This window comes from Streptomyces sp. NPDC005820, assembly GCF_040630255.1.
Lineage (GTDB): Bacteria > Actinomycetota > Actinomycetes > Streptomycetales > Streptomycetaceae > Streptomyces.
Window position 1 is genome coordinate 274,411 of record NZ_JBEXXE010000006.1, and the last position, 23,023, is coordinate 297,433.

Annotated in this window: 22 protein-coding genes and 1 pseudogene; 13 read left to right on the forward strand and 10 right to left on the reverse strand. The window is 71.9% G+C overall.

What is annotated here, in order from left to right; all coding sequences use genetic code 11:
- Positions 1-44: 44 nt before the first annotated feature.
- On the forward strand, positions 45-1,415 hold the full coding sequence (locus ABZ464_RS10055; protein ID WP_359273588.1) for a nucleobase:cation symporter-2 family protein: 1,371 nt from the start codon (positions 45-47) through the stop codon (positions 1,413-1,415).
- A gap of 75 nt (positions 1,416-1,490) precedes the next feature.
- On the opposite strand, the gene ABZ464_RS10060 is transcribed toward ABZ464_RS10055, so the two are convergent.
- Complete coding sequence (locus ABZ464_RS10060; protein WP_359273591.1) at positions 1,491-2,792, reverse strand: PHB depolymerase family esterase; 1,302 nt, start codon at positions 2,790-2,792, stop codon at positions 1,491-1,493.
- Positions 2,793-3,083: 291 nt separating this feature from the next.
- Between ABZ464_RS10060 and ABZ464_RS10065 the strand changes: the two genes are divergently transcribed.
- A complete protein-coding gene (locus tag ABZ464_RS10065) occupies positions 3,084-4,061 on the forward strand; it encodes a polysaccharide lyase family 1 protein (protein WP_359273594.1) in 978 nt (325 codons plus the stop codon).
- Positions 4,062-4,109: 48 nt separating this feature from the next.
- Complete coding sequence (locus tag ABZ464_RS10070) at positions 4,110-4,913, forward strand: pectate lyase (protein WP_359273596.1); 804 nt, start codon at positions 4,110-4,112, stop codon at positions 4,911-4,913.
- Between the two features lie 79 nt (positions 4,914-4,992).
- On the opposite strand, the gene ABZ464_RS10075 is transcribed toward ABZ464_RS10070, so the two are convergent.
- Positions 4,993-5,745 carry a PaaX family transcriptional regulator C-terminal domain-containing protein gene (locus ABZ464_RS10075; protein WP_359273599.1) on the reverse strand — a complete coding sequence of 251 codons (753 nt, stop codon included), beginning with the start codon at positions 5,743-5,745 and terminating at the stop codon, positions 4,993-4,995.
- A gap of 71 nt (positions 5,746-5,816) precedes the next feature.
- On the opposite strand from ABZ464_RS10075, the gene ABZ464_RS10080 reads away from it, so the two are divergent.
- From ABZ464_RS10080 to ABZ464_RS10090, 3 genes are all read left to right on the forward strand, one after another.
- Positions 5,817-7,484 (forward strand): DNA alkylation response protein, encoded by a 1,668-nt coding sequence (locus ABZ464_RS10080; protein WP_359273602.1) that lies wholly within the window; start codon positions 5,817-5,819, stop codon positions 7,482-7,484.
- Positions 7,485-7,590: 106 nt separating this feature from the next.
- A complete protein-coding gene (locus tag ABZ464_RS10085) occupies positions 7,591-8,175 on the forward strand; it encodes a hypothetical protein (protein ID WP_359273604.1) in 585 nt (194 codons plus the stop codon).
- Positions 8,176-8,179: 4 nt separating this feature from the next.
- Entirely contained in the window at positions 8,180-9,553 is a 1,374-nt protein-coding gene (locus tag ABZ464_RS10090; protein WP_359273606.1) for a HEAT repeat domain-containing protein, read from the forward strand.
- A gap of 43 nt (positions 9,554-9,596) precedes the next feature.
- On the opposite strand, the gene ABZ464_RS10095 is transcribed toward ABZ464_RS10090, so the two are convergent.
- Positions 9,597-10,181 (reverse strand): hypothetical protein, encoded by a 585-nt coding sequence (locus ABZ464_RS10095; protein WP_359273608.1) that lies wholly within the window; start codon positions 10,179-10,181, stop codon positions 9,597-9,599.
- A gap of 216 nt (positions 10,182-10,397) precedes the next feature.
- Between ABZ464_RS10095 and ABZ464_RS10100 the strand changes: the two genes are divergently transcribed.
- The 4 genes from ABZ464_RS10100 (at position 10,398) to ABZ464_RS10115 (ending at position 14,436) form a co-directional block, all read left to right on the forward strand.
- The gene (locus ABZ464_RS10100) at positions 10,398-11,549 is read left to right on the forward strand and encodes a sialidase family protein (RefSeq protein ID WP_359273611.1); all 1,152 of its coding nucleotides are present in this window, start codon (positions 10,398-10,400) and stop codon (positions 11,547-11,549) included.
- Between the two features lie 73 nt (positions 11,550-11,622).
- Entirely contained in the window at positions 11,623-12,300 is a 678-nt protein-coding gene (locus ABZ464_RS10105) for a uracil-DNA glycosylase (RefSeq protein ID WP_359273614.1), read from the forward strand.
- Positions 12,297-13,286, forward strand: a complete 990-nt coding sequence (locus ABZ464_RS10110) for a BadF/BadG/BcrA/BcrD ATPase family protein (protein ID WP_359273616.1) — start codon at positions 12,297-12,299, stop codon at positions 13,284-13,286. The genes ABZ464_RS10105 and ABZ464_RS10110 overlap by 4 nt, the downstream gene beginning before the upstream one ends.
- 226 nt (positions 13,287-13,512) lie before the next feature.
- The gene (locus ABZ464_RS10115; RefSeq protein WP_359273619.1) at positions 13,513-14,436 is read left to right on the forward strand and encodes a hypothetical protein; all 924 of its coding nucleotides are present in this window, start codon (positions 13,513-13,515) and stop codon (positions 14,434-14,436) included.
- Between the two features lie 105 nt (positions 14,437-14,541).
- Here ABZ464_RS10115 and ABZ464_RS10120 read toward each other — a convergent pair whose 3' ends face one another.
- Entirely contained in the window at positions 14,542-15,588 is a 1,047-nt protein-coding gene (locus ABZ464_RS10120) for a lactonase family protein (RefSeq protein ID WP_359273622.1), read from the reverse strand.
- 371 nt (positions 15,589-15,959) lie between these two features.
- Positions 15,960-16,346: pseudogene (locus ABZ464_RS10125) on the reverse strand (hypothetical protein); the annotation flags it as partial.
- Between ABZ464_RS10125 and ABZ464_RS10130 the strand changes: the two are divergent.
- Positions 16,336-16,485: a hypothetical protein gene (locus ABZ464_RS10130; RefSeq protein ID WP_359273625.1), complete on the forward strand. Its 150-nt coding sequence runs from the start codon at positions 16,336-16,338 to the stop codon at positions 16,483-16,485. The pseudogene ABZ464_RS10125 and the gene ABZ464_RS10130 sit on opposite strands and share 11 nt — an antisense overlap.
- A 202-nt stretch (positions 16,486-16,687) precedes the next feature.
- Here the strand turns inward: ABZ464_RS10130 and ABZ464_RS10135 are convergent, their stop codons facing one another.
- The 3 genes from ABZ464_RS10135 to ABZ464_RS10145 all read right to left on the reverse strand — a co-directional run bounded on the left by ABZ464_RS10135 (position 16,688) and on the right by ABZ464_RS10145 (position 19,802).
- The gene (locus ABZ464_RS10135) at positions 16,688-18,187 is read right to left on the reverse strand and encodes an FUSC family protein (protein WP_359273628.1); all 1,500 of its coding nucleotides are present in this window, start codon (positions 18,185-18,187) and stop codon (positions 16,688-16,690) included.
- 781 nt (positions 18,188-18,968) lie between these two features.
- Entirely contained in the window at positions 18,969-19,442 is a 474-nt protein-coding gene (locus ABZ464_RS10140) for an acyl-CoA dehydrogenase family protein (protein ID WP_359273631.1), read from the reverse strand.
- Positions 19,443-19,532: 90 nt separating this feature from the next.
- Positions 19,533-19,802 carry a hypothetical protein gene (locus tag ABZ464_RS10145; protein ID WP_359273634.1) on the reverse strand — a complete coding sequence of 90 codons (270 nt, stop codon included), beginning with the start codon at positions 19,800-19,802 and terminating at the stop codon, positions 19,533-19,535.
- 107 nt (positions 19,803-19,909) lie between these two features.
- Between ABZ464_RS10145 and ABZ464_RS10150 the strand changes: the two genes are divergently transcribed.
- Complete coding sequence (locus ABZ464_RS10150) at positions 19,910-20,518, forward strand: TetR/AcrR family transcriptional regulator (RefSeq protein WP_359273636.1); 609 nt, start codon at positions 19,910-19,912, stop codon at positions 20,516-20,518.
- A gap of 77 nt (positions 20,519-20,595) precedes the next feature.
- A complete protein-coding gene (locus ABZ464_RS10155) occupies positions 20,596-21,723 on the forward strand; it encodes a lipocalin family protein (protein ID WP_359273639.1) in 1,128 nt (375 codons plus the stop codon).
- A gap of 8 nt (positions 21,724-21,731) precedes the next feature.
- Here the strand turns inward: ABZ464_RS10155 and ABZ464_RS10160 are convergent, their stop codons facing one another.
- Together ABZ464_RS10160 and ABZ464_RS10165 are read right to left on the reverse strand one after the other, a co-directional pair.
- Positions 21,732-22,094, reverse strand: coding sequence for a hypothetical protein (locus ABZ464_RS10160; protein ID WP_359273642.1), 363 nt, complete (start codon positions 22,092-22,094; stop codon positions 21,732-21,734).
- Positions 22,095-22,537: 443 nt separating this feature from the next.
- The coding region (locus tag ABZ464_RS10165) for an alpha/beta hydrolase (RefSeq protein ID WP_359273644.1) at positions 22,538-23,023 on the reverse strand (486 nt) is incomplete at its 5' end.

Genomic DNA, 23,023 nt, shown 5'->3' on the forward strand with positions numbered 1-23,023 from the left:
TACCGTCCCGTGCTGTTCGGATGTCGCCCCGCTCAGGAGTGCCCATGGCCACGACCGCACCCGTTCATCCCGTCGACGAGGTGCCCCCCGTACGGCAGTTGGCCGCCTTCGGCCTGCAACACGTGCTCGCGATGTACGCCGGCGCGGTGGCCGTGCCGCTGATCGTGGGCGGGGCGATGAAGCTCTCGCCCGCCGATCTGGCGTATCTGATCACGGCCGATCTGCTGGTGTGCGGGATCGCCACGCTGATCCAGTGCGTCGGGTTCCGGCGCTTCGGCGTACGGCTGCCGATCATGCAGGGCTGTACGTTCGCGGCGGTGTCGCCGATGGTGCTGATCGGGACGACGGGCGGCGGACTGCCCGCGATCTACGGGTCGGTCATCGTCGCGGGGCTCGCGATCGTGCTGCTGGCCCCGGTGTTCGGCCGGCTGCTGCGGTTCTTCCCGCCCCTCGTCACCGGCACGGTGATCCTGATCATCGGTCTCTCGCTGCTGCCGGTCGCCGGCAACTGGGCGGCGGGCGGCGCCGGCGCGAAGGACTTCGGGGCGCCGAAGAACCTCGCGCTGGCCGCGTTCGTCCTCGCCGTGGTGCTGGCGGTGCAGCGGTTCGCGCCCGTGTTCCTGAGCCGGATCGCGGTGCTGACCGGCATCGCGGTGGGGCTCGCGGTCGCGGTGCCGTTCGGCTTCACCGACTTCGGCGGGGTCCAGGACGCCGACTGGCTCGGGATCAGCACGCCGTTCCACTTCGGGGCGCCCTCCTTCGAGGCCTCGGCGATCGTGTCGATGCTGGTGGTGGCCTTGGTGACGATGACGGAGACGACGGGTGACCTGATCGCGGTCGGCGAGCTGACCGGGCGCAGGGTCGAGCCGCGCTCCCTCGCCGACGGGCTGCGCGCCGACGGCCTCTCCACCGTCCTGGGCGGCGTCTTCAACACCTTCCCCTACACGGCGTACGCGCAGAACGTCGGCCTGGTCGGGATGACCCGGGTGCGCAGCCGCTGGGTGGTGGCCACCGCCGGCGGCATCCTCGTCCTGCTCGGCCTGCTGCCCAAGCTGGGCGCGCTGGTGGCGGCCGTGCCCGCGCCGGTCCTCGGCGGAGCGGGGCTGGTGATGTTCGGGACGGTCGCCGCGAGCGGGCTGCGCACGCTGGCCCGGGTGGACTTCGGGGACAACCACAACCTGACCGTGGTCGCCGTGTCCGTGGCCGTCGGCATGCTGCCGGTCGGGGTGCCGACGGTGTACGACAAGTTCCCCGACTGGTTCCAGACGATCATGAACAGCGGTATCAGCGCGGGCTGTCTGACGGCGATCGCGTTGAACCTGGTCTTCAACCACCTCCCGGCGAAGGGCGGTTCGGTGCCGGAGACGGCGACGCCGCCCACCGGTGGCGGGGAGGCCCGGGGAGCGGCGGCGTAGGCCACCGGGGCTCTCCGTGCGGGCCTGCCTCCCGCGCGGAGAGCCGAGTTCACCTGCCGACGGACCGCATGGGTCTCAACCGGTCGTACAGGCGGCCCCGTTGAGGGTGTACGCACCCGGTGCCGCGCTGTTGCCGGTGTGGTTCGCCTGGTAGCCGATGCTGACGCTCGCGTTCGGGGCGATGGTGGCGTTGTACGACGCGTTCGTCGCCGTCACCGCCCCGGAGGCCGGGGTGTAGGTGGCGTTCCAGCCGTTGGTGATGGTCTGGCCGGAGGGCAGGGTGAAGGCGAGCTGCCAGCCGTTGACGGTGGTGGTGCCGGTGTTGGTGACGGTCACCGAGGCGGTCAGCCCGGTGTTCCAGGCGTTGGTGGTGACGGTCACCTTGCAGCCACCGGGCTGGGGCTGGGGGACCGTGCCGCCGCTGTCGAGGCCGAAGAACGTGAGCACGCGGGCCGCCATGCCGTACGTGTACAGGTTGTGGCCGATGCCCTGGAGGCTGATCGCCTCCACCGGGGCCTGGTCACCGGTGCCGCCGTAGCGGGTGCGGGTCCAGCCGGACTGGGGCGAGTCCGTGGCGGCCGGTGTCTGACCGAGACCGCGCACGTTCGTCCACTGCTTGATCTCCTCCCCGAAGTTGGGGTAGCGCAGGACGTCGTCCTCGGTGCCGTGCCACAGCTGCATCCGGGGCCTGGTGCCGGTGTAGCCGGGGTAGGCGGCGCGGGCGATGTCGCCCCACTCCTGAGCGGTGTGGATCACCGTGCCGCCGGAGCAGGCGCTGTTCCACTCGGAGCCGTCGGTGGTGGCGAAGCAGCCGAAGGGGACGCCGGAGAAGGCGGCGCCCGCCGCGAAGACGTCCGGGTAGTCGCCGAGCAGGACGTTGGTCATCATCGCGCCCGAGGAGATGCCGGTGGCGTAGACGCGGCTCGTGTCGGCGGCGTAGTTGGTGGTCACCCAGTCGACCATGGACTTGATGCCGACGGGATCGCTGCCGCCGCCGCGCCTGAGCGCCTGGGGCGAGGAGACGTCGAAGCACTTGCTGCTGCGGGTGACCGACGGGTAGACCACGATGTACCCGTACTGGTCGGCCAGTGCGTCGTACTCGGTGCCGTTGTACATGTCGGGGCCGGAGCCGGTGCACCAGTGCACCGCGACGAGGACGGCCGGGTGCGCGGTGACGCTCGTCGGCACGTACACGTACATCCGCAGACCGCTGGGGTTGGCTCCGAAGTCAGTGACCTCGGTGAGGGTGGCGGTCGGGACGGGCGCCGCGGCCTGCGGGCGGGCCGCGGCGGCGGGGGCCGCGAGGAGGGCTGCGGCGAGCAGGAGCGCGAGGGCTCCCCCCAAGGAACGCAGCGCTCTTCGTAAGAAGTCGGACACGTGCTTGTCCCTTTCTCGTGGGGGCTCGGGGGACGTCGTACGTGGAGTCCGCCTCGCATGGTGGCATGCGCATGCTTCCCATGGAAGCGCTCCCACGGCATTCGCGTACGGCGACGCGTTCTGCGCAAAGCGTTGACTAGAAAGCGCTTGCCCTCTACGTTCCGTTCAGCAGTGTGACCGAGCCGCTCCCCAAGATCCCCCAAAGGTCGCGCTCCCGGCATTCCGCTGTTCAGATACAAGAACAACGTTTACACATGCGTTCTCCCCAGCCTCCCGAAGGGACGCATCCGCATGCGCACAGGCCCCCCACGTACACAACCGCAAAGGTCCTCCCTCGTCGCGGCTGCCGCCGCTCTCGCCGCGACGGCGGTGCTCGCCCTCCCCCAGCCGGCCGGTGCGGCCGACGCCGCGCCGGTCGGGTTCGGCGCCGGGACGACCGGCGGCGGAAGCGCCACGGCGGTCACCGTCTCGACACTGGACGCCTTCAAGACGGCGGTGACCGGCAGCACATCGAAGGTCGTGAAGGTCAACGGCCTGATCACGCTGAGCGGTCAGGTCGACATCGGCTCCAACACAACGGTGCTGGGCGTCGGTTCGTCGTCGGGATTCACCGGCGGCGGGCTGCGGCTGAAGAAGGTGACGAACGTCGTCATCCGCAATCTGAACATCAGCAAGCCGCTGAAGCCGGCCGACGGCATCGAGGTCCAGGCCTCGACCAAGGTGTGGATCGACCACAACTCCTTCTCCGCGGACCGCGATCACGACAAGGACTACTACGACGGCCTGCTGGACATCAACCACGCCTCGGACTACGTGACGGTGTCCTGGAACACCTTCAAGGACCACTTCAAGGGCTCACTCGTCGGCCACAGCGACAACAACGCCGGTGAGGACACAGGTCACTTGAGGGTGACGTACCACCACAACCTGTTCGGCAACGTCTACTCGCGCATCCCCAGTCTGCGGTTCGGCACCGGGCACTTCTACGACAACTACGTCGTCGGCGCCGAGACGGCCGTCCACTCCCGTATGGGCGCCCAGATGCTGGTCGAGAACAACGTCTTCCGCTCGACCCTGGTCGCCGTGACCACCAGCCGGGACAGCGACGTGGACGGCTACGCCAACCTCACCGGCAACGACCTCGGCGGAGCCGCGACCGAGGTGTCGCAGGTGGGGACGTTCACCAAGCCGCCGTACGGCTACACCGCCGAGCCCGCCTCGACCGTCGTCGCCTCGGTGACGTCCGGCGCGGGCGCCGGAAAGCTCTGACCACTCTCCGCAGGGCCCTGCCCCCAACCAGGAAGAAGGAATCGGGACATGACTTCTTCGGCACGACCGCGCAGCTTCGTGCGCGCGCTGACCGGCATGCTGGCCGCCCTCGGCCTCTCGGTTGGCATGATCACGACATTTGGCTCAGCGCCCGCGCACGCCGCCACCTGGCCCACCGCGACCGGCAGCCAGGCCGTCTCCTCCACCATCTCCGTGTCCGGAACCAAGGACTACGGGTACCTCCGCCTCTACGGCACCGGCGACCTGGGCAGCGGCAGCCAGGACGAGGACCAGGGGCCGATCCTGGAACTGGCCGACGGCGCCGTCCTGAAGAACGTCATCATCGGCGCCCCGGCCGCGGACGGCGTCCACTGCAAGGGCAGTTGCACGCTGCAGAACGTGTGGTGGGAGGACGTCGGCGAGGACGCCGCCACCTTCAAGGGCACCTCCTCGTCGAGCGTCTACACCGTCTACGGCGGGGGCGCGAAGGCCGCCAGCGACAAGGTGTTCCAGTTCAACGGCGCGGGCAAGCTGGTCGTCTCCAAGTTCGCCGTGCAGAACTTCGGCACCTTCGTGCGGTCCTGCGGCAACTGCAAGACGCAGTACAAGCGGACGATCATCCTGAACACCATCGAGGTGACCTACCCGGGCGGCCGGATCGCCGGCATCAACACCAACTACGGCGACAGCGTGGCGTTGCGCGCCATCACCGTCGTCGGCGACAGCAGCAAGAAGATCATCCCCTGCCAGAAGTACATCGGGAACAACACGGGTGCGGAGCCGACCACCAACGGCACCAGCGCCGACGGCACCTACTGCAACTACACGGCGGCCGACCTCACGTACAAGTAGCCCCCTCCCCCACCGTCCCCCCACGGTGAAGGCGGCCGTACGAAGCGCCCCCGCACGGCGCTTCGCACGGCCGCCGCTCCTATGTCCGGGTGCCGAGTGCCAGCTCGGCGAGGGTGCGGCGGCGGTCCTCGTACACGGTCCGCAGCGCGGGGCCCGGCCAGTCGGCGGGCAGCAGCGCGGGAGGCAGGACCGGGTCGGCCAGCAGGTGCCGTACGACGGCGGCCAGGGCCGTGAAGAGGTCCGCCGGTCCGGGTGAGCGCTCCACGTGGGCCAGCAGGGCCCTCGCCGTGCCCGCCCAGGCGCCGAGCGGCCACAGGCCCGCGGCCAGATCGGGGGCGGGCGCCTCGGGCCGGGTGGTGAAGCGCCGGAGGACCTGGTCGAGGTCCGGGGGCCAGGGGCGGCCCAGGTTGGCGGGGCGCAGCCACACCCCCTCGCGGAGTTCGGCGAGCCTGAGGGCGGTCAGCCGGCTGCGCAGTTCGACGCGTTCGGCGGGGCCCCGGCCGGTCGCGGTGATCACGGCCATCTCCCAGTCGCCCTCCCACGCGCGCGTGTCGGGACCGACGGCGTCGTCCTGGCGGCGCTGCCGCTCCAGCAGCCGGTCGCTGAGCCGGTAGACCGTGTCCGTGCGCCGCAGGTCACCGGCGGCCACCATCCTGCTGAGGGCGGCCCGCACCGTCGATCCGCCCACCCCGAAGGGCTCCACGCCGCGCACCAGGTCCCGCGCGGGCAGCTCGGGCGGGTGCGCGCCGAGCAGCAGGCTCAGCACCACCGACCGGGCGGACAGAGGGCGCAGATCGACCCCGCCGGGTTCCGCCGAGACGTTCATCCGCATGGGCACGTACTGTACGTCCCCCGTGATGTTGCACTATTGATGCGGCTGAAGAAAAAGTGCAACATGACCGCATGACCTCGACTCCCGCACAGACGCAGCCGTACGACACGCACGACGTGTCCAATCAGCCGCCGCCGCTGTCCCCCTACGACGCCTCCGAAGACACCGCCCTGCTGGAGGGGCTGCGGCGGGAGGGCGCCGGCTGGGCGGAGCCGGACGTGCGCCGGCTCGGGCTGCTGGCCGGCGGCCCCGAGGCGCAGGAGTGGGGCGAGCTGGCCAACCGGCACGAACCCGTGCTGCGCACGCACGACCGGTACGGCCACCGGATCGACGAGGTCGACTTCCACCCGAGCTGGCACGAGCTGATGCGGGTGGCGGTCGCCGAGGGCCAGGCGGGCGCGCCCTGGGCGGACGACCGGCCCGGCGCGCACGTCGCGCGGACGGCGGGCGGGCTGGTGTGGGGGCACACCGACGCCGGGCACGGCTGCCCGACGTCGATGACGTACGCGGCCGTGCCCGCCCTGCGCCGGCAGCCGGAGCTCGCGAAGGTGTACGAGCCGCTGCTGACCGGCCGGGAGTACGACCCGGGGCTGCGGGTGCCGACGGAGAAGCGCGGGCTGCTGGCCGGCATGGGGATGACCGAGAAGCAGGGCGGCTCGGACGTCCGTACGAACACCACGGCGGCCTCGCCGACGGCGGAGCCCGGGGTGTACACCCTGCGCGGGCACAAGTGGTTCACGTCGGCGCCGATGTGCGACCTGTTCCTGGTGCTGGCACAGGCGCCGGGCGGGCTGTCCTGCTTCCTGGTGCCGCGGGTGCTGCCGGACGGCACGCGCAACACGTTCCGCATCCAGCGGCTGAAGGACAAGCTGGGCAACCGCTCCAACGCGTCCTCCGAGCCCGAGTTCGACGGAACCGTGGCCTGGCTGGTGGGGCCGGAGGGGCAGGGGGTGAAGACCATCATCGAGATGGTCAACTGCACCCGTCTGGACTGCGTGATGATGTCGGCGGCGCTGATGCGCAGGACGCTCGTCGAGGCGGGTCATCACGTACGGCACCGCAGCGCGTTCGGCGCACGGCTGCTGGACCAGCCGCTGATGCGCAACGTCCTGGCCGACCTGGCGCTGGAGTCGGAGGCGGCGACCACGCTGACGCTGCGGCTGGCCGGGGCGGCCGACCGCGCGGTGCGGGGCGACGACGACCAGGGGTCCGAGCGGGCCTTCCGGCGGATCGCCACGGCCGTCGGCAAGTACTGGGTGACCAAGCGGGGTCCGGCCTTCACGGCGGAGGCGCTGGAGTGCCTGGGCGGGAACGGCTATGTGGAGGACTCCGGCATGCCCCGCCACTACCGCGAGGCGCCGCTGCTGTCGATCTGGGAGGGCTCGGGCAACGTCAACGCCCTCGACGTCCTGCGCGCGTTGACACGGGAACCCGGGACCGCCGAGGCGCTGTTCGGCGAACTCGCCCTGGCGCGGGGGGCGGACGCCCGGCTGGACGCGGCCGTCGCACGGCTGCGGTCCGACCTGGGCTCGGCGACGCCGTCCGGTGCGCGCCGGCTGGTCGAGCGGATGGCCCTCACCCTCCAGGCCTCCCTCCTGGTCCGGCACGCCCCGCCCGCGGTGGCGGACGCGTTCTGCGCGACCCGGCTCGCTGGCGACTGGGGGTACGCCTTCGGCACCCTCCCCGACGGGGCCGACGTCGGCGGAATCCTGGACAGGAGCCTTCCCGCCCCCAACTGACGCCCCGTCCCTGTGAGTCGTCGTCCGATTCCGGTTGGTTGTCAGTGGCGTGGTGCAGACTCGTGATCGGTTGGCACTTCTGGCACTCCGTCCGGGGGAGGACACCGTGTTCACGGGGATCGACCGCGTCGACTGGGCGGCGCTGCGCCACGCCCACGGCAGCGCGGAGGACGTGCCCGGACTCCTCAGGGGGCTCGCCTCCGAGGACCCGGACACCCGGCACAGCGCGCTGGACGGGCTCTACGACGCGGTGCACGGCGAGGGGAGGGTGTACGACGCGACGCTCGCCTGCGTTCCGTTTCTGCTCGCGCTGGCCGCCGACGAGCGGGTGCCGGAGCGGGGCGGGGTGGTGGAGTTGCTGGTCGCCATCGGGACCGCGGCGCCGGATGCCGGTGCCGGAGGGGCCGACGCGGAGGGCGCCGGGACGACGCGCGGTGCCGAGGGCGTCGAGAGCGGGGGTGCCGCTGCCGTACGGGCGGGCGGTGAGGTGTTCGCGCGGCTGGCCGGGGATCCGGACGCGGGGGTGCGGCGGGCGGCGGCGGGGGCGGTCGTACGGTTTCTGGACGAACCGGCGCGGGTGCTGGAGCTGTTGCGGCGGCGGCTGGCGGTGGAGCGGGACGACCGGCTGGTGATCCCGCTGATCGAGTGCCTCGGTGAGTTCGCGCGGCGGGACTCCGGCGGTTGCCGGTGAAGCGGTGGAGCTGTTGGCCGAGCGGAGCGCTCCGCCGTACGGTCCCGGGCCTCGGCTGGCCGCGCTGGGGCAGCTCGCCGCCGGCGCTCCGGGGCGGCTCCCGGCCGACCTGGTGCCGACGGTCCTCGGTCTGCTCGAGGAGCGCGCCGGGGAGAGCGCGTGCCACGCGCGCGTGCCGGCGCCCGATGCGGCGTACTCGCTCGTCGACCGGATGCGCCGGCTGACTCCCTCCGACGAGGAGGGGGCCCGGCTGCTGCGCACGCTGCACACCGCCCTCGACGACCGGCTGTCCGACCGGATCGCCCTGCTGCACGGTCAGCTGGGCAGCCCGGTGCCGACCGACCGGTGCAACGCTCTGGTGCTGTCCTCCGCGCTGTTCCGGGAGTGGCGCGGCGACCACAGCGCGACGGTGGCGCTGATCGGCGAGGGGCTGCGGGCGGCGGGCGGGGAGCCGGGACGGTGGTGCGACACGGCCGTGTCCGTCCTGGAGGGCCTGTTCGCGCTGGCCGCCCCGGCCGCCGACGGACTCCACGCCCTGGTGGTCGCGCGGCCCGACCTGTGGGTGCGGCGGTGGCCACCGGGGGCGCCCGCGCTCGGCGCGCCGCTGCGGGCCCTGGCCCGGGCCGGGGATCCTCGCGCGGTCCCGGTGCTGGCCCGGCTGGCGGAGGAACCGGTCGTGCCCCGGGACCTGGGTTCCGTCGTCGTTCATCTGGGCGTCCACGCGGCCCCGCTGGCGCCGGACCTGCGGCGCGCCCTCGCGGCGACCCCGCCCGGCGCCCCCGAGGCGGCTCTGCCCCTGCTGGCGGCCGTGACGGCGTTGCGGGACACGCAGGCCGTGCCCTCGCTGCTGCGGCTGTGGGGGGACGTACGGGAGGACGGGGAGGGTGAGCTCGCGCTCGCCGTCGTGGACGCCCTGTGGGCGATCGAGGGCGACGCCGGGAGGGTGCTGCCCGTCCTGCTGCGGGAGGCTGCGCACGGGGACTCCCGGCGCCGAACACGCGCCGCCCGCCGCCTGGCGCGGCTCGGCGGTGCCGCGCGTCCGGCGCTGGCCGTGCTGCGCCGGACGGCGTCAGCGGAGCGCCCCGAAGCGGAACGGACGGCCGCCGCGTGTGCGGTGGCCCGGATCACCGGGGAGGAGGATCCGGCCGTCGAGGCGACCCTGCGCTCCGCCTGGGCCGGGCACCCGCACGCGCGCGTGGACATCGCCGCGTGTCTGGCCGCCCTCGGCTCCGGTGCGGCGCCCCTGCGGGAGCTGGCGGCGGGGGAGCTCTCCGCACCCCGCCGCCACACCGCCCGCCCGGACGGCCACGGCAGCCATGACATCCCGAGGGACGAGGAACTGCTGCGGCTGTGCCGGGAGGTGGCGGCCGGGGTGTAGCCCCGGTGCTACGGGGGGCTGGCGGCGGGCCGCGTGGGTGGGGTCAGCTCATCGGGCGACCCCGCAGGGCGTCGAAGCGGGCCCAGTCGGTGTCCCACTGGGCGATGCGGCGCAGTTCCAGTCGGCCGCGCAGAAGACGGCCGCCCGCGAAGGGCAGCGCCGCCGCGGCCACCCCGGCCAGGCCGCCGACCAGGGTGGAGCGCAGCCGGGCCTGGGCGGGGGTGGCGGGCTGGGTGACCAGGCGGCCCTGGCGGTCCGTCCAGACGGTGACCGGGGTGCCGGTGGGGCTGCCGGTCGCGACCCGGACCTGACCGGTGTGCGCGGAGCCGTCCGGGCCGGTCCAGCCGACCTTCGCCCAGACCTGGTCGGCACCGGCGGAGCCGGACTGCCCGCCGGCCTTGCCGGGGGCCGGTTCGGTCAGCCGGGCCTCCAGGGGGCGCCACTCGACGCGCTCTCTGGCCAGCCCGTGCTCGACGGACACGGCGGCCCCCCAGCCCGCCAGAACCCCGACGAGGACGGTCAGTACCCAGGCACCGAGCACGACCCAGGCCTCCACCGCGTCGGCGCGACGCCTCAGCGGGTTGCGCCGCCAGCGCCACAGCCACACCTTCGGACCACGGAACGCCATCGAAGGCTTCCTCCTCATGAGCGCACGAACATCCTTGGACCGCCCTCCCATACGGGGCGGGCGGTCCGGATGCTCAGGGCGAGTCCCCGGTCCCGACGGTCGCACGCGTCACACCGCCCGCGCAGGCGTCCGTCCGAACGTGGCCGAGGACATGCGGTCCGGGACCGGCGCGACCACTGTGACCTGCGGTGACGGGTTGTCCGGAGGTGACTGTCAGTGGCGGGGTGCAGACTGGCCGGTGTCTGGGACAACGAGGTCGAAGACACAGCGGAGGAGATCGGCATGACCGAGGTACTGCTCGCCGTGGGCACACGCAAAGGCCTGTTCATCGGGCGCCGACGCGGCAGCACATGGGAGTTCGACGAATCGCCGTACTTCAACGCACAGGCGATCTATTCGGTAGCCGTCGACACGCGGGGCGAGCGGCCGAGGCTGCTGGTCGGCGGTGACAGCGCGCACTGGGGCCCGTCGGTGTTCCACTCCGACGACCTCGGCCGCACCTGGACCGAACCGGCCGCGCCCGCCGTCAAGTTCCCGCAGGACACCGGGGCTTCGCTGGAGCGGGTGTGGCAGCTGCACCCGGCGGCGGCCGAGCCCGACGTGGTCTACGCGGGGACGGAACCGGCGGCGCTGTACCGCTCGGAGGACCGCGGGGAGTCGTTCGAGCTGGTCCGTCCGCTGTGGGAGCACCCGACGCGCTCGAAGTGGGTGCCGGGCGGCGGCGGGGAGGGCCTGCACACCGTCCTGACCGACCAGCGCGACCCGAGAGCGGTGACGGTGGCGGTGTCCACGGCCGGGGTCTTCCGCAGCACCGACGGCGGGGCGAGCTGGGAGCCCTCGAACTCCGGTGTCTCCGCGGTGTTCCTGCCGGATCCGCACCCGGAGTTCGGGCAGTGCGTGCACAAGATCGCCCAGGACGCGGCGACCCCGGACCGGCTCTATCTGCAGAACCACTGGGGGGTGTACCGCAGCGACGACTCCGGCCGGAACTGGACGGACATCGGCGCGGGCCTGCCCTCCACGTTCGGTTTCGCGGCCGCCGCCCATCCCACGCGCGGGGACACGGCGTACGTCTTCCCGATCAACGCCGACGCGGACCGGGTGCCCGCCGACCGCCGGTGCCGGGTGTTCCGTACGGCGGACGCGGGCGGGAGCTGGGAGCCGCTCGCGGCGGGCCTGCCGCAGGAGGACCACTACGGCACGGTGCTCCGCGACGCGCTGCGCACGGACGACGCGGATCCCGCGGGCGTGTACTTCGGCAACCGCAACGGCGAGGTGTTCGCCTCGGCCGACGACGGCGACAGCTGGCGGCAATTGGCGTCCCATCTGCCGGATGTGCTCTGTGTGCGGGCCGCGGTGATCGGATGAGCCGGGTGGGGGGATCGGAGGGCGTTGGCCACCGGTTGATCATCGCCGTGTGTACGGCAGTAGGGTGACGCCCGTGGCACCACGACCCTTGCATGAAATCGTTGAAGCCGGCTGGGCGAAGGCCCTGGAACCGGTCGCCGGACGGATCGCCGAGATGGGCGACTTCCTGCGCGCGGAGATCGCCGCGGGACGCACGTATCTCCCGGCCGGACAGAACGTTCTCCGGGCCTTCCAGCAGCCCTTCGACGACGTCCGCGTCCTGATCGTCGGACAGGATCCCTACCCCACGCCGGGACACGCGGTGGGGCTGTCCTTCTCGGTCGCGGCGGACGTCCGCCCGCTGCCGGGAAGCTTGATCAACATCTACCGCGAGCTGAACACCGACCTCGGCCTGCCCCAGCCTTCCAACGGCGATCTGACGCCTTGGACGCGGCAGGGCGTCCTCCTGCTCAACCGGGCCCTCACCACGGCCCCGCGCAAGCCCGGCGCACACCGCGACAAGGGCTGGGAGGCGGTCACCGAGCAGGCGATACGGGCGCTGGCCGCGCGCGGCAAGCCGCTGGTGTCCATCCTGTGGGGCCGGGACGCCCGCAATCTGCGTCCGCTGCTGGGCGATCTGCCGTCGGTGGAGTCCGCGCACCCCTCCCCCATGTCGGCGGACCGCGGCTTCTTCGGCTCGCGGCCGTTCAGCCGGGCCAACGACCTGCTGGTCCGGCAGGGGGGTCAGCCGGTGGACTGGCAACTGCCGTGACCGTCCCCGCGGATCCGGAGCGCGGCCACGGCTTTCTCGCCGTGGACTCGGGCGGTTCGGGTCTGCGGGTGGCCGTGGGCATCGTCGGGGCGGACACCCTGGCCGAGCGTTCCTCCTCGATACCGGTGCGCACCGGGGAGCGGGGCATCGATCCCGCGCACCTGATGGACCAACTGGTGCCCATGGTGCGGGCGTTGCGCGCGGAGACCGGGATCGCGCGACCGACCACGGCCGTGGTGGGGGCGGCCGGCCTCGCCTCCCTGGGCGACGGGCTGCGGGCCGAGCTGCCGGCGGCGCTGACGCGTGCGTTCGGTGTGCGGACGACCGCGCTGGCCGCCGACGCCGTGACCGCGTACACCGGCGCGCTCGGTGCGCGGGCGGGTGCCGTGGTGGCCGCCGGCACCGGTCTGATCGCGGTCGGCACGGATCTGACGGGCTGGCGGCGGGCGGACGGCTGGGGCCATCTGCTGGGGGACTGCGGCGGCGGCGCCTGGATCGGGCGGGCCGGACTGGAGGCCGCGCTGCGCGCCCATGACGGGCGGCCGGGCGGCTCGGCCCGGCTGCTGGCGCGCGCAGAGGAGCGGTTCGGGCCGATGCCCGGGCTGCCGGGCCTGCTCTACCCACGGCCGGACCGGGCGGCCGTCCTCGCCTCCTTCGCGCCCGAAGTGGCCGGGTGCGCGGAGCACGACCCGGTGGCCTCGGGCATCCTGCGGGCGGCGGCCCGGCACCTGGCCGAGTCGGCCGCCGCCGTCTGCCCGACGGACGGGGAGCCCCCGTTCGCCGTCACCGGGGGCCTGCTGAGACTGGGTGCCCCTCTCCTCGTACCCCTGGCGGAGGAAGTGGCCGAGCGGCTGCCGCATGCGCGGCGGGTGGAGGCCGAAGGGGATCCGCTGCGCGGCGCGGTGCGGATCGCCGCCGATCTGGCCGACGGCGGACTCGCGCTGCCGGTCGACGGGATGCTCCTGTCGGTGACGCGTCGCACGTAGGCGCATGCCGGGGGGTGTGCGTAGGGGACGTACGGAGTGAAACGTACGGAACGAGTCGTACAGCGTTACCCAAAAGAGGGATTGCTCTCTTCGAGGGCAAGTCGCCCGGAAAACACGCTGATCACTTCTGATCCGTACGTAACTCATCAGACAAAACCGGACGGATACCGCTCACCTGCACCCTCCCCGAACAGGGGAGCCCAGGAAACAAGTAACATGCGGCGCCATGAGCTCCCCCACTGGGCCCGCGTCCGGCCTGCCCGTACGAATGCCGCGACCCCGCCAGCCCGGGCGGCACCGCCGACCCGAGCCGTTGGCGGCTCCCGAGGGCGCGCCCGCGTTCGTCCTCGCGGTGCCCGGCACGCCGAGCGCGGCCACCCGCGGCATCGCCGAGGAGATCGTGAGCATCGCCCGCTCCGAGCTCCCCGGCCTCGACGCGCGCATCGGTTACCTGGACGGGGACGACGCCGAGTTCCCCGCCCTGCAGTCCGTCCTCGCGCACGCCGCCGAGGAGCGCACCGCGCGCTACGAGCAGGCCCGCGCCGCCGGTCTCGACGTCAAGGAGCCGGACGGCCCCGTGGGCGTCGTCGTGCCGCTGCTGGCCGGCCCCGACAGCGCGCTGCTGCGCCAGGTCCGCCAGGCCGTGATGGAGAGCCGGGTCGCCGCCGATCTGACCGATGTGCTCGGCCCGCACCCGCTGCTCGCCGAGGCGCTGCACGTGCGACTGTCCGAGGCCGGTCTGGCCCGCGCGGACCGCGCCCGCCTGTTCACCGTGGCGACCGCCGCGGACGGCATCATCCTGGCCTCCGTCGGCGGTGACGAGGCCGTGCAGGCCGCCGGGATCACCGGCATGCTGCTCGCCGCGCGTCTCGCCGTGCCGGTGATGGCCGCCGCGCTCGACCAGGAGGGCTCCATCGCCTCCGTGGCCGAGCAGCTGCGTTCCTCCGGCTCCCAGCAGCTGGCGCTCGCGCCGTACCTGGTCGGCCCGGAGATCGACGCCGCGCTGATCGAGGAGGCCGCGAAGGAAGCGGGCTGCGCCGCCGCCGAGGCGCTCGGCGCCTACCCGGCGATCGGCAAGCTCGCGCTGGCCAAGTACACGACCGCCCTGGGTATCGCCCCACCGCAGCCCCAGGGCGCGCCGGTCCGCTGACCGGACGACCGTCGAGGACGCCGCACACCGCGAAAGGGCCCGCTCCGGCAGAGGAGCGGGCCCTTCGCCATGCCGGGAGCACCGGGCGCCGACGGTGGCCGCAGGTCAGTCCAGGACGACGCAGGAGGCAGCCGGCAGCGGCAGCGAGCCGGCGGGCCTGGGCAGGCCGGTGGCGGGGTCGAGGGTGAACCAGGTGACGTCGCCGGAGCGTTCGTTGGCGACGTAGAGGACCTTGCCGCAGGCGGAGACGGCCAGGTCCCTCGGCCAGTGGCCCGCGCAGGGGACCGTGCCGGCCGACCGGAGCGCGTCGCCCTCCCCCTCGACGGCGAACACGGACAGCACGTCCTCGCCGCGCGTGGCGGTCCACACGAACCGGCCGTCCGGCGCGACGGCGATGCCCGAGGGGTAGGCGTCCCCGTCGGGGGCGCCGGGCAGCACCGGCACCTCCGCCAGGGGCTTCAGGGAGCCGTCCAGGGCGTCCCAGCGGCACACCGTGACGGTCGGGGTGAGTTCGTTGACGACGTAGGCGTACGAGCCGTCGGGGTGGAAGGCGAGGTGGCGCGGGCCGGAGCCGGGGCGCAGGGCGTGCTCGCGGTGCAGGACCGGCGTGCCGTCGCGCAGGGCGCACACCCGCACCGAGTCCGTCCCGAGGTCCACGCTGACCGCCCAGCGCCCGCTGGGATCGGCCTGCACCTGATGGGCGTGCGGCCCCTGCTGGCGGCGGGTGTGCGGGCCGGAACCGGTGTGGTGCAGGACGCCGGAGGCGGTCCGGGCGAGGGCGCCGTCCGCGCGGACGGGGACGGCGGTGACGCTGCCGGAGCCGTAGTTCGCGGTCAGGACGTGTCCATCGAACACGCCGAGGTGGGTGGGGCCGCTGCCGCCGACGGGCACGGGCGGCCCGGCCGGCTCCGGCACGTCGCCGGTGACGCGGTACGCGGCCACCGCGCCCTCGGTCGTCTCGCTGACCGCGTACAGCGTGCCGCCGTCGGCCGACAGGGCCAGGTAGGAGGGGTCGGGCAGCCCGTCGAGGCTGCTGAGGGCGGTGAGCGCCCCGCTGTCCGGGTCCACGGCGGCGGTCACGATGCCGGGCCCGCCGGCCGCCGTGAACGAGCCGATGAACGCACGCCGGGTCCGTCCGCCGAGGTCTGCCACCGCTGTCCCCTCTCGGTCGCTGCTGTTCGGGGTGACGGTAGCAGTTGATCAGCGGAGGTCTAGACCAGACCCGCGCCGAAATGTCACGGCTGGTGTCGCGGCGGGTGTCTCGGCGGGTGTTGCGGCCGGTAGCACGGCGGGCGTCCCGGCCGGTGTCCCGGTTGGCGTCCCGACCGGTGTCCCGGTTGGCGTCCCGGCCGGTGTCCCGGTTGGCGTCCCGGCCGGTGTCCCGGTTGGCGTCCCGACCGGTGCCTCGGCGGCCGTCACGGCGGCCATCCCGGCGGGCGTCCCGGCAGCCGTCACGACCGGTGTCCCGGTGGCTGTCGCGGCGGGCGGCTCGACCGGTGTCCCGGTGGGCTGCCCGGCAGGCGTCACGCTCCGACCAGCGGTGAGCCCGGCGGGGTCCGTAGCGGGCGGGCCAGTTCTGCCAGCGCGTGTTCCAGGTCATGGAGATGGGCGAGCGCGGGGTCGGTGGCCGGGGGCCGCTCCCCGGGGCCCGCGGCGGCGGTCTCGCCGTCCGTGAGGGCCTCCACGGCTGCCTGGACCCGCCAGCAGGCCGCGGCCAGGCGGGCGTCGTGCGAGGCCTCGGGGTCGGCGGCGACGGCCGCCAGACCGCGGCTCTCGCGGCCGCAGGCGTCCAGCAGGGCCAGCACCCGGCGGGCGCGCCGCTTGCGGCCGAGCATCGGGTTCAGGGGGTGCACGAGCGGGGCGACGGCGAGCCGTACCCGGCCGAGGAGCTGCTCCGAGATGCGGTTCGAGGCCTTCACGGCTCGGTACATCTTGAATCGGAAGCGCGGCCTGGAATACAACACCATCGAACAGTACGAGCGTGGCCTCAAGACCCGGATCAACCCGCGCGTCGGGAGCCGCCGCATCGGCACATTCACGCCCGAGTGATCGAAGACTGACGATGCCTATCGGATCAACGGGCAGATCCAGAGCAATAGGGTCCAGCCCGCACCACTGAAGCACCGCAAGCGCGGAGAATTCCGCGAAGTGCCACTTTCGGTGCCGAGTACGCGATGCATTCCCTCCGCACTACTTCGCATCCATTACGAGAGCAGCCAAGATCCTCAATGAACGACTCTTTCCCCGCGGTTCAGGAACCGACCAATGGAGAGCGCGGAGCGGTCCCAAGCGGCATCGCCAGTTCTGACAGGGCCTTCTCCAGGCCTCGCAGATGGACGAGGGCCGCCTCGGTTTCCGACTGATGGGGCGTCTCGCGGGTGGCGGTCGTCGCCTGACCGCTCCGCATCTCACCGACGGTGAGAGCCTCCACGGCGGCCTCCACCCGCCAGCAGGCAGCGGCCAGACGGGCGTCGTGCGACGCGGTCGGATCGGCGGCGACGGAGGCCAGACCCCGCACCTCGCGGGCGCAGTCGTTGAGCAGCTGGATGACATGACGGGCGCGCGCCTTCCGCGCACGGAACGGGCTCAACGGGTGCACAAGCGGGGCCACTGACATCCGTACCCGGCCGAGCAGCAGCTCCAACTCGGCGATGTGCGAGGCCGGGTCGGCCCCGGCGTCACCCGCGAGGCGAGCCGCCGCCTCGGCCGTGGCGGCATGCACGCAGTGCAGTGCCCGCTGGATCCAGGCATCGTTCGTGGCGTGCGTGGTGACCGGCAGCACGAGAACCACGGCCAGCGCGGCACACCCCGCGCCCACACCTGTCTCTGCAAGCCGGAGCACGAGCAGGCTGGGGTCCAGCACGCCCAGCAGACCGTAGAGCAGGCCGGCCATGACCGTCACCGCCAGCATCATCCAGGAATATGAGACGGCGGCGGTGTAGAAGATCCCGAAGACGCAGATGGCAACGAGTCCGGCCGTCGGCACGGGCGCGCCGTTCAGCGGGATGGCGACCAGCAGACCGACGGCCATACCGATCAACGTGCCGAGGACACGGCGGAAACCGCGGACGAGGGTCTCGCCGCGCGAGGCCGTATTGACGAAGATCCACCATGCGGTGCCGACGGCCCAGTACCAGCGGTCTTCGGAGAGCACCTGCCCGACGAACAACGCGAGCGCGCAGGCAGCAGTCGCCTGGAAGGCCTGCCGGGTGGTGGGCCGCGCCAGGCCGGTGCCGGGCAGGGCCGACGGGGCTGCGGTGGGCGGGGTACGGCGCTCGATGGGCCAGAGCACGAAGCGCACGGCGCCGACCGCGAGGAGGGCCAGGCCCACGGCGGCGTACAGCTCGGGCAACTGGGCGGGGACGGCGTGCAGGAACTGCGTGATGAAGAAGTTCATGAACGCGAAGATTCCGAGCGCGTGGCCGCGCGGGCCCCAGCGGCGAACGTAGACCCCGCAGAAGACGACGGCCAGGAAGGCGGCATCGCGGGCCGGGGTTATGCCGTGCAAGGCGGTGGCGAGCGCCAGCACCGGGAATCCGGCGGTGGGCAGCAGGGCGGTGGTGACCCGCTGGTCACGGACGGTCGCGTCGGTGACAGTGAAGAGGGCGAGCAGTGCTGCGAGCCCCCCGGTGATCGACGCGGTGAGCGAGAGCCCGCACAGCTCGGATACGGCGACGGCCAGCACGACGCCGCTGAGGGCACGGGTCGAGTTCCGCAGTCGCAGGCGCCCCGGGTCCGGAGCCACGAACATTCTCTTCACTGCGGTCGGCCGCCCCCTCGCATCGGAACTCGCCGCACCCGCGGTAGTCCGGGGTGGTGGACAGCAAGCGAGCACAACGAAGGCACCGCGGTCCGGATCCGGCCTCGTCGCCGTCCGACGCTACGCGGCGCCGCAAGTACATGGATGGGACAAAGATAAACACCCCTGGGCCTATTGGCTCAACTGTCATGCGATCGACTGTGCCAATGGCACAGCTGATCAGCCTCGATGTCGACTGATGGGAGTCCAACGGATCAGACACCACCCAGGGCCGTACGTGGCCTACCCCATCGGGCTCTGACAGTCGATCGTCACGCGCCCACGCCACTCTGCGATCTCACCGCAAGTTCCGCCGCATCCGCTCACAGCGAGCCCACCTGGCCGGCGGCCGTGAACCGACCACCATGCACGCCGAACCTGCCGGCGGACCCACCGTATACATGTCCGCTTCGACACCCAACCCGCCCACACCAGCGCGCCGACCTGGTCGAGGGCGGAAGCGGTTGTGAGTGGATTTGTGCGGTCAACACCAAGCAATATGAAGGGAGTTCGTTCCTCGCAGCCGGACGACACGGCGACTTCCGGAACCGCTGCCGGGACACGCCTCTGTTGAGTCAGACGTCCTGCGAAACGCTACGAGTGGCCAACCCGACCGCGCTCCGCTACGGCCAGTACAAGTCGGAACCGCATACCCCCGCACACTTCGCTTCCGGACAACGGCCTGCTCCGCTGTCCCCCTCGCCCGCACGATCCACTCGTCGGGGTCGCCACATCAGGCGGTCAGCAGATTCCACACCGCCTCTTCGCCCTGGGCGCAGGCGAGGTCTCCGAGCCGCACCGACCACTCGTGTTCCGAGGTTTCCTCGTCCCGCCACGCCCACAACCTGGTGGTGTGCCGGTGCAGGGGATGCTCCGCCGTCATTCCCATCGCGCCGTGCAGTTGGTGGCCCAACCTTGCTTTCATCGTCGCGGCTCGAGCGGCCACCACGCGTGCCGTGGCGACCGAAGCCGTGGCCCGGTCCGTGTCGAGTTCCCGGTGCACGGCGTGCTGGGCCCTCCGCAGGGCTGCCTCGACCTGGATCAACTCGGCCTTGATGGTGGCCAGATGATTCGCGACGCCGGGAATCCGGATCAGTGGGGCCCCGAACTGCTCGCGCTCGTTCACGTATCGCCGGGTCAGCCGGTACGTGCCTTCGACCCCTCCGGCCAGTGCCGCCGCCCACAGCGCCCCGAGGCGATTACGCACCGCCACTCCCCCGGGCCGGCGGTCCGGGAAGGAAGCGGGCGCACCGTCCAACGCGACGGAGTGTCGTACCGGGGATGACGTCGCCCCACCTCATGGCGCCAGGGGGGCAGGGGCGGTGAGGCGGCGGAGCATGCCGGCGGTGGAGGCCCGGTAGACCTGCTCAACCACCCACCGCTTCGGTGTCGGCACGAAGGCCTTCGTCGGCGGGGGGCGTCGCACCACCTCGACGGTGATGCCCCTTACCGTCTCGTGGATGATCACGGCGTCTGCGAAACCCTGGTCGACCAGGACCTTTGCCAGGCGCATCCCGCATCGTCCGGCCGCCTGGTCCAGCAGGGCGATGCCGGCCACTGCTTCCACGCGGCTCGCGGAAGGCCGGGTACTGCTCCCGGCGGAGCGTCACTTCAATTGAAGCACGTTGGGAAACGATATAGTGTCGTTTCCCTAAGCGTCCGAGAGGAGAGCCGATGAGTGCGACCAACACCCGCCCTGCGGGTCGGCCCATGAGTACAGAGCGGGAGCAGGTGCTGCTGGACGCCGCACTCGAGGTTCTCCGCTCCGTCGGCTACGACAAACTGACCGTGGTGGCCGTGTGCGAGCTGGCGGGAGCCAGCACCAAGACCGCCTACCGGCGCTGGGCGAACAAGGACGAGCTGCTCGTCGCGGCACTGCGTCGCGCCGTCGAGCGAGAGGTCGACGGCGTACCGGCTCTGATCCGCGAGGACCATCTGCGGGAAGCACTGATCGCGAACCTGCAGGCGCAGGCGGACTCCTACCGCGCCTCCGCCAACCTCGTGATCGGACTGCTGGTGGCCTCGCGCGTCGACGGCGATCTCGGCGCCATGGCCCGCCAGGTCATCAGGCAGCACGAGACCACGTACTGCGGAGTGCTGCTCCAGGACGCCGTCGGACGCGGTGAGGCACGTCCCGATGTCGATCCCGAGTTTGTGGCCGACCTCGCACGTTCGTTCTTCCTGCACGAGCTCCTCGTCCGCGATGAACCCCCAGGTCGCGAACGCATTCTCACCTTCGTGGACCAGGTCCTGGTGCCGCTGTGCACCACCCGCGAAGCCTGACACTTCCTTCCCTCGATCCCCCCTGTGCCCCAAGACATGCGGTCGGCATGCCTTCGCGAACATAAAGAGGTACGACGTTGTCCGACGACTACAGCGCCAAATACACGGAGATCGACCACTCGGTCGCCCCGGTGACACTGGAGGACGAGAAGAGTCACTTCGAGGCACTCGCCCTGCCCTCGAAGCAGACCGACATCTGGGAGGAGACTGCTCTGGGAGTGGTCGCGGAGTCGGGCGATCACGACGTCCTGTTGTGGGCGGCCGGGTACGCACTGTTCGGCAACGGCAAGGGCGTCTGGGGCCCCGGAGCGTCTGCCGAGCGTGAGGTGCAGCTCATCGTCGTACCCAAGTCCCAGCGGGGCACGATGACCGACAACGACTTCGTGCGAACCGGCTGGACGCCGACCGAGCGTCTCCGCGGCGAGCAGCTCGTCATCACGGAAGGAAGCGACCAGGTCACCTGGGACTTCGACGGCCTGCGTTTTGTCGCCCAACCGCCGCAGTGGCGTCTGGAAGGGGCCGCGGGCGACGCGGAGTTCGACCTCACCTACCGCACGAAGGGCACCCCACTGTGGAACTGGGGTCCATTCTCCGAAGCGGACAAGCAGGACCGCGCCGGTTACGACGTGTTCGTCGGGGTCGACGGCACGATCCGCACCCCGGCGCACGACCTCGAGCTGACCAACGGCTATGGCGTGCGCGAGCACATCGTCACCGGGCAGTCGAACGACCCGATCGCCAACCTGCCCGCGCCGAACTGGATGTGGTGGCTTTACACCATCAAGGACGACGTCAAGGTCAACTTCTTCCAGCCCCGCGACGGACTTCAGCTCGGCTTCGTCAAGTTCGCCGACCAGCAGGTGAACGTCGCGACCGGGCGCGGTGACATGGACTTCGCAGTCACCGAGAAGTGGGAGGACCCCCGCACCGGAATGAACCTGCCGGTCAAGTGGCGGCTCGCGATGGCGAACGACGGTGCCAAGGTGGATGTCGAGATCGCCGCCCACGGTCGCGCATACAGCCACTGGCCCACCGCGAACGGCACTCGCATGTACTGCTACCTGCTGTCCACGATGACCGGCACTGTCGATCTCCCGGACGGGCGAACGATCGAACTCGACAATCACCTCACCGTCAACTCGTTCTGCCGAACGATCCTCACCGCACGGGAGACGAGCCAGGGCGCACGCGGTGACATGGTCTGACCAGGCCTTCAGCCGTGCCTGAGGGAAGGAACGGGAGGCTGAAGTCCGGCGCTCGACTCCGTTGGCCAGTCACCGGTGGTGAGCTCGTTCTGGTCGTGCCGTTCGAAGGTCGAAGTCCATAGCGCGAACCGGCCGAAGAGCGCGGACCAGAGCAGCAAGGCGGCTGATTCCGCGCCGTCGGGCCAGCGCAGTCCCTCGCCCTCGCAGGCGTGCACGGCGTCCACCCGTTGCTGCCAGAGAACGCGAGCGGGGTGCTTTTGACCGGGCTCACCGAAGCTCGAGGCAAAGGCACAGAAAGCGTTCGCCTGGGCACGGAGGCGTCCGCTGGCATCGGCTCCGTGATCCGCCGCCCGGGTGTCGGCCTCGCGCATCGCTGCGACCACCCGTTGGTATCCGTCCTCGGCAACCGTGTGGGCAAAGAAGACGTGCGACGGCGGCCAGGATTTCCACGCGGAGCCGATCGCCCTGGCCGCGAGGGTTACGTCTGCGGGCGGTGTCGGTGCTGCTTGCGGCGTCCTGGTTCATGCCTCTCATGGCAGCGGGCCGCGGTGGTCATGGACTGGCCGGCGGCGGGAAGCCCGATGTACGGAGCGGTTGCCGTCGGTCGAATCGGCTGCCAGCTCACGGGCTACGCCATCGACTCGGCCGGACGGTGCTTGAGCGCCGTCCGCCAGGCTACGCGCCTCCACAGGCCACCGTCGGTCGAGCATGCTGATCGTCATGGGCGTCTGCTTGCCGTACGGTAGGCGGCTCAGCAGGAACGGCCCCGGAGCGTCGGGCCGGTAGACGTCCGCGCGGTCAGTGGTCCCGGTCGTCAGGCCACCGCGTTCAACAGGTCGGCCAGTAGGTCGGGCCGTTCCAGGGCGATGAAGTGGCCGGCCTTCGGCACCTGCGTGAAGTCGGCGGTAGGCAGCAGCTTCTTGTTGGCTTCCCGGTCCGAGGGCCGGGACCAGTCCTTCTCGCCGTAGACGAGGTGGATAGGGGCCTTGACCTCGGGGTAGCGGGAGCGGGCCGCGATGAGGCTGGGCAGGGCCTGGTACACGCCCCGGGCGACGGTCGAGTAGCCGGCGCGGCGGCCCACCTGGAGGAGCTCGTCCACGTAGTCCTCGCGCAGTGCGCTCTTGTCGCCCAGGCCGCCCTGCAGGATCTTGGTGAGGGCGGGCTTGGGCTCCACCCCGGCGATCACCGGGCCCACCCCGGGCGCAAGGACACCGCTGACCACCACACGGGCCAGGAGGCTGGAGCGGGCGATTCCACCCTGGAAGTCGTACGCGTTGACCGCGACGACGCGTCTGACGCG

Excerpts from the sequence above, each read along its gene's own strand:
- ABZ464_RS10055 (WP_359273588.1), top strand. The coding sequence starts at position 45 with ATGGCCACGACCGCACCCGTTCATCCCGTCGACGAGGTGCCCCCCGTA.
- ABZ464_RS10065 (WP_359273594.1), top strand. The coding sequence starts at position 3,084 with ATGCGCACAGGCCCCCCACGTACACAACCGCAAAGGTCCTCCCTCGTC.
- ABZ464_RS10070 (WP_359273596.1), top strand. The coding sequence starts at position 4,110 with ATGACTTCTTCGGCACGACCGCGCAGCTTCGTGCGCGCGCTGACCGGC.
- ABZ464_RS10075 (WP_359273599.1), bottom strand. The coding sequence starts at position 5,745 with ATGCGGATGAACGTCTCGGCGGAACCCGGCGGGGTCGATCTGCGCCCT.
- ABZ464_RS10080 (WP_359273602.1), top strand. The coding sequence starts at position 5,817 with ATGACCTCGACTCCCGCACAGACGCAGCCGTACGACACGCACGACGTG.
- ABZ464_RS10095 (WP_359273608.1), bottom strand. The coding sequence starts at position 10,181 with ATGGCGTTCCGTGGTCCGAAGGTGTGGCTGTGGCGCTGGCGGCGCAAC.
- ABZ464_RS10115 (WP_359273619.1), top strand. The coding sequence starts at position 13,513 with ATGAGCTCCCCCACTGGGCCCGCGTCCGGCCTGCCCGTACGAATGCCG.
- ABZ464_RS10130 (WP_359273625.1), top strand. The coding sequence starts at position 16,336 with ATGCGGTTCGAGGCCTTCACGGCTCGGTACATCTTGAATCGGAAGCGC.
- ABZ464_RS10135 (WP_359273628.1), bottom strand. The coding sequence starts at position 18,187 with ATGTTCGTGGCTCCGGACCCGGGGCGCCTGCGACTGCGGAACTCGACC.
- ABZ464_RS10150 (WP_359273636.1), top strand. The coding sequence starts at position 19,910 with ATGAGTGCGACCAACACCCGCCCTGCGGGTCGGCCCATGAGTACAGAG.
- ABZ464_RS10160 (WP_359273642.1), bottom strand. The coding sequence starts at position 22,094 with ATGCGCGAGGCCGACACCCGGGCGGCGGATCACGGAGCCGATGCCAGC.